The organism is Neoroseomonas terrae (assembly GCF_018129025.1).
Classification (GTDB): Bacteria; Pseudomonadota; Alphaproteobacteria; order Acetobacterales; family Acetobacteraceae; genus Neoroseomonas; species Neoroseomonas terrae.
On record NZ_JAAEDI010000010.1, the window covers coordinates 101,419 to 117,189 of the forward strand.

14 protein-coding genes are annotated in these 15,771 nt (G+C 67.3%); 6 read left to right on the forward strand and 8 right to left on the reverse strand.

Features of this window, described 5'->3' with window-relative positions:
* The first annotated feature begins 91 nt into the window (after window positions 1-91).
* Entirely contained in the window at window positions 92-391 is a 300-nt protein-coding gene (locus GXW78_RS10835) for a DUF427 domain-containing protein (RefSeq protein ID WP_338147726.1), read from the forward strand.
* A 41-nt stretch (window positions 392-432) separates the two neighbouring features.
* On the opposite strand, the gene GXW78_RS10840 is transcribed toward GXW78_RS10835, so the two are convergent.
* Window positions 433-1,818: an FAD-containing oxidoreductase gene (locus GXW78_RS10840; protein ID WP_211868661.1), complete on the reverse strand. Its 1,386-nt coding sequence runs from the start codon at window positions 1,816-1,818 to the stop codon at window positions 433-435.
* Between the two features lie 460 nt (window positions 1,819-2,278).
* Between GXW78_RS10840 and egtB the strand changes: the two genes are divergently transcribed.
* Window positions 2,279-3,481 (forward strand): ergothioneine biosynthesis protein EgtB, encoded by a 1,203-nt coding sequence (egtB, locus tag GXW78_RS10845; RefSeq protein ID WP_211868663.1) that lies wholly within the window; start codon window positions 2,279-2,281, stop codon window positions 3,479-3,481.
* A complete protein-coding gene (gene egtD, locus GXW78_RS10850; protein ID WP_211868665.1) occupies window positions 3,478-4,437 on the forward strand; it encodes an L-histidine N(alpha)-methyltransferase in 960 nt (319 codons plus the stop codon). Before egtB ends, egtD begins: the two co-directional genes overlap by 4 nt.
* Before the next feature lie 224 nt (window positions 4,438-4,661).
* Here the strand turns inward: egtD and GXW78_RS10855 are convergent, their stop codons facing one another.
* Window positions 4,662-5,501, reverse strand: coding sequence for an NAD-dependent epimerase/dehydratase family protein (locus tag GXW78_RS10855; RefSeq protein ID WP_211868667.1), 840 nt, complete (start codon window positions 5,499-5,501; stop codon window positions 4,662-4,664).
* 7 nt (window positions 5,502-5,508) lie between these two features.
* On the reverse strand, window positions 5,509-6,489 hold the full coding sequence (locus GXW78_RS10860; RefSeq protein WP_211868669.1) for a Bug family tripartite tricarboxylate transporter substrate binding protein: 981 nt from the start codon (window positions 6,487-6,489) through the stop codon (window positions 5,509-5,511).
* Between the two features lie 227 nt (window positions 6,490-6,716).
* On the opposite strand from GXW78_RS10860, the gene ggt reads away from it, so the two are divergent.
* Window positions 6,717-8,330 (forward strand): gamma-glutamyltransferase, encoded by a 1,614-nt coding sequence (ggt, locus tag GXW78_RS10865; RefSeq protein WP_211868671.1) that lies wholly within the window; start codon window positions 6,717-6,719, stop codon window positions 8,328-8,330.
* Between the two features lie 143 nt (window positions 8,331-8,473).
* Here ggt and GXW78_RS10870 read toward each other — a convergent pair whose 3' ends face one another.
* The 5 genes from GXW78_RS10870 to GXW78_RS10890 all read right to left on the reverse strand — a co-directional run bounded on the left by GXW78_RS10870 (window position 8,474) and on the right by GXW78_RS10890 (window position 13,572).
* Window positions 8,474-9,961 carry a tripartite tricarboxylate transporter permease gene (locus GXW78_RS10870; protein WP_211868673.1) on the reverse strand — a complete coding sequence of 496 codons (1,488 nt, stop codon included), beginning with the start codon at window positions 9,959-9,961 and terminating at the stop codon, window positions 8,474-8,476.
* Between the two features lie 5 nt (window positions 9,962-9,966).
* Window positions 9,967-10,434, reverse strand: coding sequence for a tripartite tricarboxylate transporter TctB family protein (locus GXW78_RS10875; protein WP_211868675.1), 468 nt, complete (start codon window positions 10,432-10,434; stop codon window positions 9,967-9,969).
* On the reverse strand, window positions 10,434-11,294 hold the full coding sequence (locus GXW78_RS10880) for a tripartite tricarboxylate transporter substrate binding protein (RefSeq protein ID WP_211868677.1): 861 nt from the start codon (window positions 11,292-11,294) through the stop codon (window positions 10,434-10,436). The genes GXW78_RS10875 and GXW78_RS10880 overlap by 1 nt, the downstream gene beginning before the upstream one ends.
* A gap of 419 nt (window positions 11,295-11,713) precedes the next feature.
* Window positions 11,714-12,592, reverse strand: a complete 879-nt coding sequence (locus GXW78_RS10885) for an NAD(P)-dependent oxidoreductase (protein ID WP_211868679.1) — start codon at window positions 12,590-12,592, stop codon at window positions 11,714-11,716.
* An 8-nt stretch (window positions 12,593-12,600) separates the two neighbouring features.
* Complete coding sequence (locus tag GXW78_RS10890; RefSeq protein ID WP_211868681.1) at window positions 12,601-13,572, reverse strand: Bug family tripartite tricarboxylate transporter substrate binding protein; 972 nt, start codon at window positions 13,570-13,572, stop codon at window positions 12,601-12,603.
* A 104-nt stretch (window positions 13,573-13,676) separates the two neighbouring features.
* Here GXW78_RS10890 and GXW78_RS10895 point away from each other — a divergent pair, with 104 nt between their 5' ends.
* Complete coding sequence (locus GXW78_RS10895; RefSeq protein WP_272876829.1) at window positions 13,677-14,735, forward strand: LacI family DNA-binding transcriptional regulator; 1,059 nt, start codon at window positions 13,677-13,679, stop codon at window positions 14,733-14,735.
* A gap of 11 nt (window positions 14,736-14,746) precedes the next feature.
* The gene (locus GXW78_RS10900; protein WP_211868683.1) at window positions 14,747-15,700 is read left to right on the forward strand and encodes an amidohydrolase family protein; all 954 of its coding nucleotides are present in this window, start codon (window positions 14,747-14,749) and stop codon (window positions 15,698-15,700) included.
* Window positions 15,701-15,771 lie beyond the last annotated feature (71 nt).

The window sequence follows — 15,771 nt, forward strand, 5'->3', positions numbered from 1 at the left end:
CACAGACATTCCGGGAGTTCTCGCGATGACAAGACCCGTCCTTCAACCTGGCCCCGATCATCCCATCACCATCGAGCCACTTCGCCGCCGAGTGACCGTCGTTGTCGGCGGGCAGACGATCGCCGACAGTGACAATGCCCTTGTCCTGCGGGAAGCGGCTTACCCGGCGGCGATCTACATTCCGCGCCAGGATGCGCGAATGGACCTGCTGGAGCGGAGCGATCACGGCACCTATTGCCCGTACAAGGGCGACGCGTCGTACTTCAGCATCCCAGCCGGCGGCGCACGATCGATCGATGCCGTCTGGACCTATGAGGCGCCATATGAGGACGTGCGCGCGATCAAGAATCACCTCGCCTTCTATCCTGACAGGGTGGATTCGATCGCATGAGACGAACCTGTTCCAGATCCATCAGCAGTTAGCACTCCCGTTCATGCCTGGATTGCCGGCTTCAATTCCTCCAGCAGGGTGGGGATGAGTTCGGAGACGGTCGGGTGGATCGGCACGGCGCGCTGCAGCGTCGTATACGGCGCATCGGCATTGATTATGTCCAGGATGCCGTGGATCACCTCGTCGCCCCCGGTGCCGAGGATGGCGGCGCCGAGGATACGCTTGGTCCCGGCGTCGACAACGACCTTCATGAAGCCTTGCGTCTCGCCCTTCTCCACGGCGCGGCCGACCCGCGTCATCGCGCGCTTGCCGACGAGAAGGGGACGACCCGTGGCGCGCGCCGCCGCCTCGGTCACGCCGGCTCGTCCAAGCGGTGGATCGGTATAGAGCGCGTACCCGGGCACGCGCTCGCTCAGTTTCCAATCCTGCCCGTCCAGGAGATTGGCTGCCACGATCTCGAAATCGTTATAGGCGGTGTGCGTGAAGGCACCGCGGCCGTTGCAGTCGCCCATTGCCCAGATGCCCGGCACGTTCGTGGCCAGGTGGTCGTCCACCTTGATGTAGCCGCGCGCATCGATCTCGACGCCGGCGACATCGAGCCCGAGATCATCGGTATTGGGCCGGCGGCCAACCGCCAGCAGGAGATGCGATCCGACGATCTCCGGCTCGCCGCTCGCGCAGTCGACCGCAACGGCTACGCCGTTCTCATGCGGCGAGAGTCGAATGCATTTGGCGCCAACGCGGATGTCGACGCCCTCGGCGGCCAGGATGTCGGCGATGGCCGCCGAGACGTCCTCGTCCTCGCGCGACACGAGGCGATCGCCCATCTCCACGACAGTGACCTCGGCGCCGAAGCGGCGAAACATCTGGGCGAATTCGAGCCCGATATAACTGCCGCCAATGACGACGAGATGTTTCGGCAAGTGGTCGAGTTCGACCATGTCGCTGTTGGTGAGGAACGGTACGGTACGGATGCCGGGTATGTCCGGTACACTGGCGCGCCCACCGACATTGATGAAAATGCGCGGCGCGCTCAGCACCTCGCCCCCAACCCGCAGGCGATCGGACCCCTCGAACCGCGCATGGCCGCGCAACACGGTGCAGCCTGGCATGCTGCCCAGCCAGGTTTCGACCCCCTGCCGGGAGTCGCTGATCACCTTTCCGGCCCGCGCCTTCACGCGCGCCATGTCCATGGCGGCCGGTCCACTGAGGACCACGCCATATTCCGCCGCACGGGCAGCCATGCGGGCCGCATAGGCGCTCGCCACCAAGGTCTTGGTCGGCTTGCAGCCGGTGTTCACGCAGGTGCCGCCGAAGAACTTGCGCTCGATGATGGCGACACGCATGCCGGCGCCGGTCAGGCGACCGGCCAGCGGTGGGCCGGCCTGCCCGGCGCCGATGACTATCGCGTCGAAGGCGCGGCTCATGACACTACCGCGACAGCTGGGAAAGACCTGGTGAGACGGCCGGAGAAGGCCATTCTGGTACCTGCGTCCCGTGTGGCCCTGGTGGTGCCGGCAACCATTGTGCTGTCCATCCTGGAGCCCTTCCGCGTGATGGCCCGGCGCCAGCCGCCGCCCAAGAAATTCAGAGCGCTCGATCGCCGCACAAGTTGCTGCGGCCTGCCGACAGCATGAGCATCGCGAATCCGAAGACCCCTTGGCAACACAACTCGACGAACCACCTCAATGGACGGTGGCTCAAGTGTCCGATCGCGAACGGCGAGTCAGGCCGCGTCGTTTGCGAGGCCGCGGATTGCCGCCGGCAATCCCAATGTCGGTCGCGGGGGGAAACTCCGCGGACCATTTGTGCTTGTAGCAGGGTTGGCCGGATTCAACGCGAGCGGAACCGCGCGCCGCGCTGCACCAATCAGGGGGACCGCCCATCATGAACGCTATCGATCGCAGCGCTACCGCCATCAGCCGTCCAGTCGCAGAACGCTACGCGCGGGTTCGGTCGAGGACGGAAGCCTTGGCTGCTCCCCTCTCACCCGAGGACCAGGTGGTCCAATCCATGCCGGACGCGAGCCCGACGAAATGGCATCGGGCGCACACGACCTGGTTCTTCGAGACCTTCCTGCTGTTGCCCTTCGTGCCAGGATACAAGAGGGTCGACGAAAGCTTCGCCGTCCTCTTCAACTCCTACTACGTCGCCGCGGGGCCACGGCATGCGAGGCCTCAGCGCGGCATCCTGACCCGTCCCAGCAATGACGAGGTCACGGCGTATCGCGGTGCGGTCGACCTCGCCATGGCGGAGCTGCTGCGCGACCCGCCGGCGGAGGCGCTGCCGCTGATCGACCTCGGCCTTCAACACGAGGAGCAGCATCAGGAATTGCTGCTGACCGACATCCTGCACGCGCTCTCGGGCAATCCGCTGCGCCCCGCCTATGACGCCGGCTGGCATGCGCCGGCGAGTGCCGGTGGCACCGCCCGCATGCTCGACGGCCCGGAGGGCGTGGTCGAGATCGGCCACGGCGGGCCGGGCTTCGCCTTCGACAACGAGACGCCGCGCCACCGGACGTATCTGGCGCCCTTCCGCATTTCCGACCGCCTGATCCGCAACGGCGAATGGCTCGCCTTCATGGAGGATGGCGGCTATCGGAACGCCCTGCTCTGGATGAGCGATGGCTGGGCGGCCTGCCAGGCCGAGGGGTGGGAGGCGCCGCTCTACTGGGAGCGTCGCGACGGCGCGTGGTGGCAGTTCGGCCTCGGCGGCCTGCGATCGGTCGACCCGCTCATGCCTGTCCGGCATGTCTCCTGGTACGAGGCGGACGCCTTCGCCCGTTGGACCGGCAAGCGCTTGCCGACCGAGCAAGAGTGGGAAGCCGCTGAGACCCTGGAGGGCTTCGCCGAGCGGTCGGACATTGCTTGGCAGTGGACCGGCAGCGCCTATCGTCCCTATCCCGGCTTCACGCCCTGGGCGGGCGCCGTCGGCGAGTACAATGGCAAGTTCATGATCGGGCAGATGGTACTGCGCGGTGGGTCGCTCGCGACGTCGCCAGGGCATGCACGGCCGAGCTACCGAAACTTCTTCCCGCCCGGTGCGCGCTGGCAATTCACTGGCGTGCGGGTGGCGGAGGATGCAGCGTGAGCGGCGCGGTCAGTCGCGATGCTGCGTCATCGCAAGCCGAAGCGCTGCGAGCCGACGCGTTGGCCGGGCTAGCCGCTTCGCCGAAAAGCCTCCCCTGCAAATGGTTGTACGACGCGGAGGGGTGCAGGCTGTTCGAAGCCATTACCCGGCTCTCCGAATACTATCCCACGCGCACGGAGGTGCGGATCCTGCACGAGAGCGGGCCGGACATCGCCGATGCCATCGGCCCCGGCGCCGCGGTCGTCGAGTTCGGCCCCGGCGACGGCACCAAGGCCGTGCAACTGCTTGGCACGCTCCAGGCGCCGGCCGCCTATCTTCCCGTCGATATCGCCGCCGAATGGCTTGATGCGGCGGCCGCGCGCGTGTCCGCCGCCTTTCCGGACCTCAGGGTTCGGCCGGTCGTGGCGGATTTCACATTGCCCTTCGACCTGGGCGGACGGGCGGCCGGCAGCAGGACGCATCTCGGCTTCTTCCCCGGGTCAACCATCGGGAACTTCGAGGCACGGGAGGCGGTCGCCTTCCTGAGTCGCGCCCGCGCCAGTCTCCGGCCCGGGGCTCGTATGCTGCTCGGCGCAGACCTCGTGAAGGAGACCACAGTTCTCGAGGCGGCCTATGATGACGCGGCCGGCGTCACGGCCGCTTTCGACCTCAACCTGCTTGCCCGATTGAATCGCGAGGCCGGTGCCGACTTCGACCTCGCTTCCTTCCGTCACGAGGCGCGTTGGAATGCGCGGCTCGAACGGATCGAAATGCATCTGGTCGCGCGGCATGCGGCGAGCGTGATGGTTGCTGGCCATCGCTTTCGCTTCGCCGCGGGCGAAAGCATCCATACCGAGAGCAGCCACAAGTACAGCCCGGACCGCCTCCGCGCGCTCGCCGAGGCCGCGGGCTGGCGGCCCGTCAGGATGTGGACCGATCCGGAGCAGCTCTTCTCAGTGTGGTTGCTGGAAAGCTGATCCGCGAGCCGTTTGCGTGAAGGCATGCCTCACACCACGGGACCCCGGCTGCGGCGGTTCCCGCTCTTGTCTGTCGAGGAGAGATCTCGGCAATCAGTTGACCGGTGCAGATCCTGCAGGCGCCGCTCAAAGGATTGCCGCAGGTGAGTTCGCTGCGGCCGCCGTCAGCCCTGCTCGCCTTCGGCCGCGATTGATCGGGAGGCGCCAGCGCGGTCAGCAGCCGCTCACGGCGCCCGCGCCGGGGGCCGGGAGACGCGGGCCTCGTCGCCGCTGAAACCGAGGCGGCATACAGTGCCGCCGTGGAATCGCGCCTCGATGCTACCTGGCTCCGGCGCGATTGCTTCGATCTCGCTGGCGAAGACTTCGGCGTCGTCGATTGGGTTGAAGCCGATATGCGTCCGGGCCGTCTCATCACGCCCCCACCGCGCACGCGCATTGGCGGAGACCCCGTAGAGGACCAGGAAATGGAAGGGCGGTGCCTCGACGCAGCAGCGCGCCAACCGCGCCATGTCGCCATGGCTGATCCAGGCTCCAAGTTCCCGCGCATTGCCGGGCCGGGCACGGAATGCCCCGATGCGCAGGCATGCCACCTCGATGCCATGCTTGTCGGCATAAAGTCGTCCGAGCGCCTCGCCGAAGACCTTGGTGGCGCCGTAGATGCCGCTCGGGCGCGGCGGTTCCGTCGTACCGACGGTGTCCTCCGCCGGGTAGAAGCCGATGACGTGGTTGCTGCTGGCAAAGATGACCCGTCGCACGCCGTTAATCCGTGCCGCTTCAAACAGCTGGTGGCATCCGATCACATTCGCCTGCAGGATGTCGGCGTGCGTGCCGCCGGTCTCACGTGGGACGCCAGCGAGATGGATGACGCAATCCACACCCTGGGTCGCTGCCAGAGCGATGCCCGGCTCCGCGAGATCGCCCTGCATGGTTTCGACGCCGGCACTTTGATCGGCGATCGTGCGACGATCATGCAGCCGGACACATCGAGCGGATTGCGTCACGGCTGTTCGGATGACCGTGCCGATCTCCCCCGCGGCGCCCGTGATCAGCAACCGGTTCCACACGCGACCGCTAGCCCTCGACCGTGATGTTGGCAACGCGGACGATCTCACCGAACTTCTCGGCCTCTGCGGTCACGAAGCTACGTGATTCCTCAAGCCCCATGGATTGCACGAGCAAGCCCTGGCCCTCGAACCGAGCGCGCAGCTCCGCATCGCGCAGCGCGGATGCCAGCACACCGTGGAGCTGGACCATGAGGGGCTCCGGCGTCGCCGCCGGCGCGAAGACGCCGAAGAAATTCACCAGCTCATACGCGGCCAGCGGCGCGTATTCCGACACGCTCGGGACATCCGGAAGCTGGGGCATCCGCTCCTTGGACGTCACGGCGATCGCACGGATCCGGCCCTCCCGGATCAGCGGCAGCGCCGATGCCAGACTGTTGTAGCCGAACTGCACCTGGCCCGACGCAATGTCCAGCACCGCAGGCCCCGAGCCACGATAAGGCACATGGAGCGTGCGGATGCCGGCCATGTGGTTCAAAAGCTCGCCGGCGAGATGCTGCGGATTGCCGATGCCGGAGGACGAGTACGAGAACCGGCCAGGCGCCGCCTCCGCGGCCGCGACGAGCTCCGGCACGTTGCGGAACGGGGCCTCGGGATTGGCCATCACGACGTTGGGCACCTTGACCACCACCATGATTGGCCGAATGTCGCGCACGGGCCGATAGGTCATCCGATCGCGAAACAGGTGATGGTTGATCGCCGTCTCGCCCGCCCCGCCGAGCATCAACGTGTAGCCGTCAGCGGCCGACTGAGCGAGCGCCTGAGCAGCAATCATACCGGAGGCGCCGCTCCGGTTCTCGACCACGACGGGCTGCCCGAGGCCCGCGCGTAGCGGCTCCGCCAACAGGCGGGCAGCGATGTCCTGCCCGCCACCGGCCGCGTAGGGCACGAGCATCCTAATCGGGCGGCTGGGATAGGATTGCCCAAGGGCCGGCAGCGACAAGGTCGACAGAGCAGCGGCGCCCATGATGGCGTTCCGGCGACCGATCATCCATTTCCTCCCGCATTTGCACCGATGCTAGCCTGGGTCATCCGATGTCACTAGGTGCCCGATCGCGCGATCCTGGTCCAACAGCGCCATCTCAACAGGGCGCGTGACGCGCGTACCGATCCTCCGTCGTGCGGCGGAAACGCCACGCGGCGACGGGAACGCGGCCATGGTGACGGCCCCGCCCGACTGCGGCACGCTGTCAGCCACGCCGAGTAGGGACCGCCCGCATGAATCATATCAAAGGTATCGTCGTCTGCCCGCAGCCACGCGCTGCCGATGCTGGCGCCGATATCCTCCGACGCGGCGGGACCGCATTCGACGCGGCCCTGGCCGCCGCCTTTTGCCAGATGGTGCAGGACCCCTTCATGTGCGGCATGGGCGGCATGGGGACGCTCCAGTTCCGCGACTCGCGATCGGGCGCGCACGGCATGATCGATTTCCATGCCCGCGCTGGTTCCCGCGTCATCCCGGATATGTGGGCGAACCAGAGCAAGGGGCGATCGGAAATCTCGGCCTACTCGATCTTCGACGATTACCGCTCCGAACTCGGGTACAGCGCCATCATGACGCCCGGCACCGTGGCGGGCTTCGCGCGTTTCCACGAGCGCCTCTGCACCTGGGACTGGGCCGATCTTCTCGCACCTGCGATCCGCATGGCGCGGGAGGGCATGGTCGTGACGCCATTCTTTCGCGAGTTCCTGACGCGCCGGCCGCAGCCGGGGCTGCCGGACGGCAAGCGGCGGGTGACCAGCTCGCCCGGCTGCGCGGCGCTTTATCTCCGCCCGGATGGCGAACTGCACGAGGTAGGCGACCTCATCCGGCACCCCGAGATGGCAGCGACGCTGCAGCGGATCGGGGAGAAGGGCGCGGCCGACTTCTACACCGGCGAGATCGCCGGCGTGATCTCCGAGGATTTCGGCCGCAGCGGCGCCTTCGTCACCGCACAGGATCTCGCGGCCTATCGCGTGGTCGAGGCCGCGCCGGTGATCGGAACCTATCGCGGATACCGGATCGCATCGAACCCTCCGCCGGGCTCGGGCGCCGTGCTGATCGCAATGCTGAACATCCTGGAGAACTTCGATCTCGCGGCCGAGCATGCCGGCAGCGCTGCGCATTTCGACCTCGTCGCGCGCGCGATGGCCGCAGCGCATGAGGATCGTGAGCAATGGCTCGGCGATCCTGCCTTCGTCGAGGTTCCCGTCGAGGAGATGATGTCGAAGGCTCGCGCCGCGGCCTGGGCGGCAAAGATACGTGACGGATGGCTGCCCGGCGGACGGAAGGCCGCGCCCCCATCCTGCACGACGCACCTATCGGTTTGGGACGCCGCCGGAAACTGCGTCTCGGTCACGCATACGCTTGGCACCGGTGCCGGCGTCGTCACGGGCGGCCTCGGCTTCAACTGGAACAATGCGATGAAGCTGTTCGACGTGCAGCCCGGTCGGTCGAACAGCATCGCCGCGGGCAAGGCCCGCACCACCGGCATGGTTCCGACCATGGTGTTCAAGGGCGACGAGCCCTGGATGATCGTCGGCGCACCGGGCGGCAGCGTCATCATATCCGCGGTGCTGACCACCATCGTCAACGCCATCGACTTCGGGATGACCGCGGTCGAGGCCGTATCCTTCCCCCGCATCCACTGCGAGGGCGGGCCGGTCTTCTGTGAGGCGCGGGTACAGGGTGATGTGGTGGACGCGCTTCGCGGTCTTGGGCACGAGATCCGGCACTCGCCGATCTCGTACGACGCGGGCATGAGCCGCGCGCACGCCATCCTGCTCAAGGGCGGACGGCCGAGCGGCGGTGCCGATCCCCGCGGCGGCGGCGGCGTTGCCATCGCGTGGTGAACATGGAAATCGCTTTAGCGTTGGAGGACGATATCCGCCCAGGGTCGGACATCGGGTGCGGCGTTCTCGGCGTCCGGCACTCGATTCTATCCAGGCCCAGACTCTAGCAAGCGGCCGGCGGGGCGTTCCCCACCGGCCTGCGGCTATGCCCGTGCCGCTCGCCCCCCACGCAGCAGGCGCGACACCATGGGCCAAAGTAGCCCGGTTATGGTCAAGGCAAACAGCGTGAGCGCAATCGGTCGCCCGAGGAAACCCGCCAAATCATCATCGAAGATGATCAGCGACTGCTTCAATGTCTCCTCGACCATCGCACCGAGCACGAGGCCCATGATCAGCGGTGCCGGCGAGAAGCCGGTGCGGCGGAACAGGAACCCGACGACGCCAGCCACCAGCATCACGAGCACGTCGCCCATCGACTGGTTCGGTCCGTAGGCACCGATAACCGACAGCACGAAGACGGACGGCCAAAGGATCGCCGGCGGGATCAAGGAGATCCGCGCGAAGAGCTTCGCCATGGACAGTCCCATAACGAGATAGAAGAGGTTTGCCGCAAGCATGGAGGCGAAGACCGCGTAGAGCAGCGTCGGCTGCTCGGTAAACAAATGCGGCCCCGGCCGCACGCCCTGCACGATCAGCCCGGCAAGGATGATCGCGGTCGTGGCGCTGCCCGGGATGCCGAGCGCGAGCGTTGGCACCATGGATCCACCGACAGCCGCGTTGTTTGCCGCCTCCGGCCCGGCCACGCCCTCGATGCTGCCCTTGCCGAACTCGTGTTTGTACTTCGACCAGCGCCGCGTCTCATTGTAGCCGATCAGCGCCGCGGTTGTGGCGCCGAGCGCGGGCAGCACGCCGATGAAGGTGCCAACCGCGCTGCCAACCCAGATCGAGCGGTTGCACTTCTTGAACTCGGCCCAGCCCGGCACCCGCGCCGCGTCGAGGTGAATGATCTGCGCCTTGCCCACGCGCTTCGCCGCTTGGTCCAGCATCTCCCCCACCGCGAACAGGCCGATCAGCACCGGCACGAAGCCGATACCGTCTGACAGTTCATAGATGCCGAAGGAGAAGCGCTCGATCCCGGTGGTCAAGTCCATCCCGACCGTCGCGATCAACAGCCCGAGCACCGCGGCGATGAGGTTCTTGAGCGGGCTATCCCCGCCGATGGCGGCGCACATCGACAGCCCGAACAGCGCGATCGCAAAGTATTCCGGCGGCCCGAAGCTGTAGGCCGCACGTGCAAGCAGCGGCGCCGCGACGATCAGCACGAAGACTGAGACGATCCCCCCGATCGCCGAGGCGATGGCGGAGATGCCGAGCGCAAGTCCCGCCTGCCCCTTCTCTGCCATCTTGAAGCCCTCGAGAGCGGTAGCGCTGGCCGAGGGGTCGCCCGGTGCATTCACCATGATGGCGGTAATCGATCCGCCGAAGTTCGCCGCACAATAGATTGCACCGAGGAAGCAGATCGCCGGGATCGGTCCCATCGCGATCGTCATGGGCAGTAGCAGCGCGATGGTCGTCGAGCCGCTGATACCCGGCAGCGCCCCCACGAAGATGCCGAGCACAGTGCCCAGCAGAACCATCAGCATTACATAGGGATCGATGAGAATGGCGAGGCCGCCAAGAAAGCCCTCCATGCGTCTCAGCCCCCCAACGCGGCGCCGAGCCACCCGGTCGGCAGCGTCAGGCGAAACAGCTTCGCGAAAATGACCCAAAGCGCGAGCGTGAACCCCGCGGCGTTGAGCAGCAGGATCCGCAACGGCATCGCACCCCAGATCAGTCCGGCTGCCACCAGAAACACTGGGATGGCCGCCCAGAGGCCGATGACCTCGAGCGCCGGCAGGAACAGCAGGCAGATGCCGAAGACCGCCCAAGCCCCGCGGTCGAGCGGCGGCGCGTCCCCCTCGGATGGCGCCGTGCCGGGCGTCATCGCCAGCAGCCCGGCGAGCCCGAGCAGCACGAGGCAAAGCAGCCGCGGGAACTCTGCTGCGCCGAGGCCGGGAAGGCCAGGCGGTACGGGATCAAACCAGTAGGTGCCGACGAAGGCCGCCGCCGCCACGGCCGCGACCGCTACGGCGATCGTGTGGTTCGGGTTGCGCGCGGTCCACATCAGCCGCGAAGCAGTCCGAGTGCCTGCAGCGCCTCGCGCCCGTCGCGATTGAATTGCGTGAGCTGGGCACCCCAGGCCTCCCGCCCAGTAACACTTTCCGGCATCTGGCCGGTGTTCTGGAGGTAAGTTCGGTAGACCTGCCCCGACATCGCCTCGATCAGTCCGCTTTCCAGCCGTGCCACGCGATCATCCGGCGTGCCCTTGAACACGCAAAAGCCGCGCAGCGTGTAGCCGGTGGCATCGATGCCGAGCTCCTTCGCCGTCGGCACATCGGCGAAGGCCTCCAGCCGGGTCTCAGCCAGTGAAATCAGCGGCCGCACCTCGCCGGCCCGGAGCTGTGCCTCTGCTTCGCCCGGATTCACCACCGCCGTGTCGACATTGCCGCCCACCACGTTGATGACGACCTCCCCACCGCCGCGGAATGGCACGAGTGTCGGGCGCTGGATGCCCGACGCGCGACCGAAGGCGAAGATCACGACGTGGTCGGTTCCGCCGACATGCGTGCCGCCGAAGCGCAGCGACCGCTCCTTGCCCGCGTTGATCAGGTCAGCTGGGGTGCGGAAGGGGCTATCGCGTCGGACGAGAACGAGGTGCGGGTCCGCGGTGGCACGCGCCACCGGGATGAAGTCGGCGAATTGCGGCAGGGACGGGTTGCGCAGCTGCGTGAGGATATGCGTCTGCGTCATCAGGATGATGGTGTGGCCGTCGGCCGGCTTGCTCGCAACGTACTGCAGCGCCTGTGCGCCGCTGCCGGCGGTGCGATTCACGACGGTGAATTCCTGGCCGAAGACAGCCGGCGCCTGCACCATCATCATCCGCGCAGTAATGTCAGTGCCGCCACCGACGCCGGCGTGGGTCACAATCTCGACGATGCGAGAAGGAAAGGCCGCCTGAGATCGGACCTTAGCGGGCGCAGACAGCACCGAGCCGACGGCCGCGGCTCCTATGAGGAGGCCGCGGCGAGGAAGCTTCATGGAGCCTGTCATCTTCCTTGTCTCCCATTGTCGCCGCCTGATGCGGCGCCCCGGAATGAGCGTCGTTGAAGCGACGTTTGCCGCCGACCAAGGGAGGTGACGAGTGGTGTGCGCACGACATCAGGAGCAATGGGCGCCGCCATCGCGGTGGCAACGCACCGCAGTGCGGAGCGCAATTGGTCCTCGTTTCCTCCATTACTAGGGAGGAGAAAGGTATCGCTACGACCTGTCAACAGTTAGAGGCAGGCCGTCGCCGCGCACGCCGCGGCCGATCACCAGACGGGAGGTGGCTGGCCCTCAGAGCGTCAGTCAGGCCGATACATCCGAATGACCGACGACGTGTCGGCCATCGCATTGCCCGCCGCGACGAAGGCCTCGAACTGTCGCGCTGCCGCGGACACGAGAGGAAGCGCGGCTTCGACGTGCCGCGCGAAGGCCAGCACGGCCTGCATGTCCTTGTTGAGCTGCCTTGCATAGCCGGTCGGCGGATCGAAGTTCCTCTGCTGCATGCGGGGGTAGCGATGGCGCAGCAGGGCACTGTCCGCGAAGCCGCCCGCCAGCGCTTCCGGCAGCTTCGCCGTATCCAGCCCGGCCGCCTCGGCCAGTGCGAGCGCCTCGGCCAGCAGCACAAAGCCCGTGCCGACGATCGCCTGATTGATGACCTTCGTCGTCTGGCCCGCTCCGACCGGACCCATGCGGGTGAGGCCCGACCCGAGCTCGCGCAACAGCGGCATGGCATCGGCGACGTCCTCCTCGGCGCCGCCGAGCATCAGGGCCAGGCTGCCCTCGCGCGCGGCCTTGATGCCGCCGGAGGCGGGGGCATCGACCCAGCGCATCCCGGTCGCGCCGCGCAGGCGGCCGGCCATGTCGCGCGTCGCCTGCGGGTCGATCGTCGAGACGTCGACCAGGATCTTCCCTGGCTGCGGCCCAGCCTCGGCGATGCCACCCGGGCCGAAGACGCAGTTCGCCACCGCCTCGGTATGCAGCACGCACATCAGCACGCAATCGGCGGCCTCAGCGACAGCGGCGGGGCTGGCGGCAACCGCGGCCCCGTGGGGGACGATCGTGTCGAGGCGCTCCGGCTCCAGGTTCCAGGCGGTAACGCGGTGGCCGCGCTCGAGCAGCCGCCGCGCCATCGCCTCCCCCATGAGCCCGATGCCGATGCAGCCAACATTCAGGGGCATGGTGCGGCTCACTCCTCGCGAATGCCGGCGGCGCGGATGACGGCGCCGAAGCGCTGGCGGTCGCGCGCAATGGTCGCGGCGAACTCGTCCGGCCCTTCGACCCGCGGCACCAGCCCGAGCGACAACAGGCGCTCGCGCACTGCGGGATTGGCGGCCATGCGGCGCATCGCGTCGTGCCAGCGCTCGGCGGCCGCGCGCGGCGTGCCGGCTGCGCCGCAGACGCCGAAGAAGCCGCCCACCACGAAGTCCGGCCAAGTCTGCGAGGTCCGCGGCACGCCCGGGAACTGCTCGGATCCCATGTCGTCGCTGAAGGCGAGCACGCGCACCTGGTTCCCCTGTATCTGGCCCGTCACGTCCGCCAGGTTGGTGAACATCATATCGATGCGTCCCGCCGTGAGATCGACGATCGCCGGCGCAGCGCCGCGATAGGGAATGTGGCTGATGTCGAGCTGCGCGAAGTGCTTGAAGGATTCGCCGGCGAGCTGCTGCATCGTGCCACCACCCGCGCTGCCGTAGTTCAGGCGGCCGGGGTTGGCACGGGCATGGGCGATCAGGTCATCCATGCTGCGCCAGGGCCTATCGGCTGGCACCACGAGCACGTAGTTGGGCACGGCGAGCGCCGCGAGCGGCGTCATGTCGCGTCCCGGATCGACGGCCAGCGGCGGGCCCGGCAATTCGGGGAGCATCGACATCTGTCCGGCGGCGCAGGTGTAGACCGTGTGGCCGTCCGGCGCCGAACGCGCGACGAACTCCATCGCGATCTTGCCGCCCGCGCCGGCGCGATTCTCCACAATGACGCGCTGGCCAAAGATGGGCGCGGCATGCTCGGCAATCAGGCGAGAGACGATGTCGCACGCTCCACCTGGCGCAAATCCACAGACAACACGGATCTCGCGATCAGGAAACTCGGCGCGCGCGGCACCGGGCATGAGCGCAAGAAGGACCCCGGCAGCGACGGCCAGTCGAGGCAATGTAAGCATGACTTTCCTCCTGCGCACCGAGGTCATTGCCGTTCGCGTGGCCTCGGCGTTATGTTTGTTAGCGCTAAAGGTAGCGCTAACGTCTTTCCTCTGGCAAGGAACCGATGTCGCCGTCCGACGGAGCTAGAACCCAACGCTCACGCCCAAAGGCCCGGCGCGCTGGTGGCGGACACGTCACCCTTCGTGACGTTGCGGCGCAGGCGGGCGTGACGTCGATGACGGTGTCCCGCGCATTGCGCGAGCCGGACGCTGTCTCGTCTCGCGTTCGGGAGAAGGTCGCCACCGCGGTGCGCGATCTGGGCTATTTGCCCAATCGTTTTGCCGGCGGTCTTGCAGCGCGCCGCTCGCGGCTGGTCACCGTGATCGTCTCGGGCATCTCCGCTTCGGTCTATGCCGACGCACTGCGGGGCGCGGACGAAGTCTTGCGCCCGCTTGGCTATGAGGTGCTGATCAGCCAGCTCACCGAAACACCGGAGCAGGAGGAGCGCGCGGTCGCGGCCCTGCTGGGATGGCAGCCCGAGGGTGTCATTCTCTCCGGCATCGAACGCACGGACGCCACCCGCCGGATGCTGCACGCCGCTGGCGTGCCTGTCGTTGAAGCTCTGGAGCTGACCGACACGCCCATCGATTCCAACGTCGGGCTGGATCATCGCTCTGCCGGCATCGCCATGGGACGGCACCTGGCCGACCGTGGCTATCGCCGTATCGCCTTCTACGGCGCGCGGCTCGACTCCGACTTCCGTGCGTTCCGGCGATTGGAGGGGTTGCGCGCCGGCCTCGCGGAGTGCGGGCTCGTTCCCGTCCGAGTCGTGTGCTCCGAAGCACCCAGCACACCCGAAACAGGCGCCAGGTTCCTGCGAGAGCTGCTGGACGATGCTGCCGCGCCGGATGCGGTGTTCCTGTCCAATGATACCATCGCGATGGGCGCGCTGTTCGAAGCGCAGCGACTTGGCGTCGCGGTGCCGGAGCGCATTGCGATAGCTGGCTTTGGCGGATCCGACATCACAGCCGCGATCAACCCGCCTCTCACGACAATACGCTTCGCACGCCGAGAGATGGGCCGGCGCGCTGCGCTGACGCTCTTGGACCGCATCGAGCGGCGCGCCCCGCCCGGACAGCGGGTCGATGTGGGGTTCGAACTCCTGGCCCGCGGGACGACGTGAGGAGAAATGACGTGACCGACCCGCGTGAGCAGGAGGCTTTCCTGCGCAATCTGCCCATCATCGACCCGCACCAGCACTTCTGGGACCTGCAGGCCCATCCTGAGCGCTACCCCAATTGGACGACGCGTCCGGAGCCCTTCAGATACGGCAGCACCGAGCGGCTGATGGGGCAAAGCTACCTGCCTGACGATTACCGGCGGGATGTGGCCGCGCATAATGTCGTCGGCACTGTCCATGTACAGGCCGGCTGGGTCGGCGACCCGCTTGGCGAGGCGCGCTGGCTCGCGCAGCTCCGGCATCGCGAGCGCCTGCCGACGGTGGCCGTGGGGCAGGCGTCGCTGCATTTGCCTGATGCTGGGCAGACGCTAGCCGGTCTCGCCGGCTTCGACTTCATGCGCGGGATCCGCACCAAGCCGACGCAGGTGGAAGCTCCCGCCGACGCGCAGAGGGGCCGGCCGGGCTCGATGGACGATCCAGCCTGGCGGCGCGGCTACCAGCAACTCGAACAGCACGGCTTCGTCGGGGAAGTGCAGGTGCCCTGGTGGGATCTGGCTGCGGCTGCCGAGGTGGCGCGCGATCATCCCGGTATCCACCTGGTCCTGAACCACACCGCCTTGCCGTCCGACCGATCGGCGGAGGGGCTTGCCGCGTGGCGTCGGGCAGTCGCGCTGCTCGCTCCGCACGACTGCGTCCGCATGAAGCTGTCCGGCATTGGCTTGGCGCCTGGTACGTGGCCTACCGAGGAGAACATGAGGATCGTGCAGGAGGCGATCTCCATCCTGGGCTGGCAGCGGTGCCTGTTCGCCAGCAACTATCCGGTGGACAGCCTGGTCGCGAGCTTCGACACGATCTACTCAGGCTTCAAGCGAGCGGTTCGGGGTTTTCCTCGCCAACAGATGGACGCACTGTTTCATGACAATGCGGCGGCGCTGTACAGGATCGCCGACCAGCCCGCCGCGGCCTGAAATGCGACTTTGAACGAGTATGATGATCTCAGCCGCAGCCATCCATGGTGACGGTGCTGCGCTCTATCCTG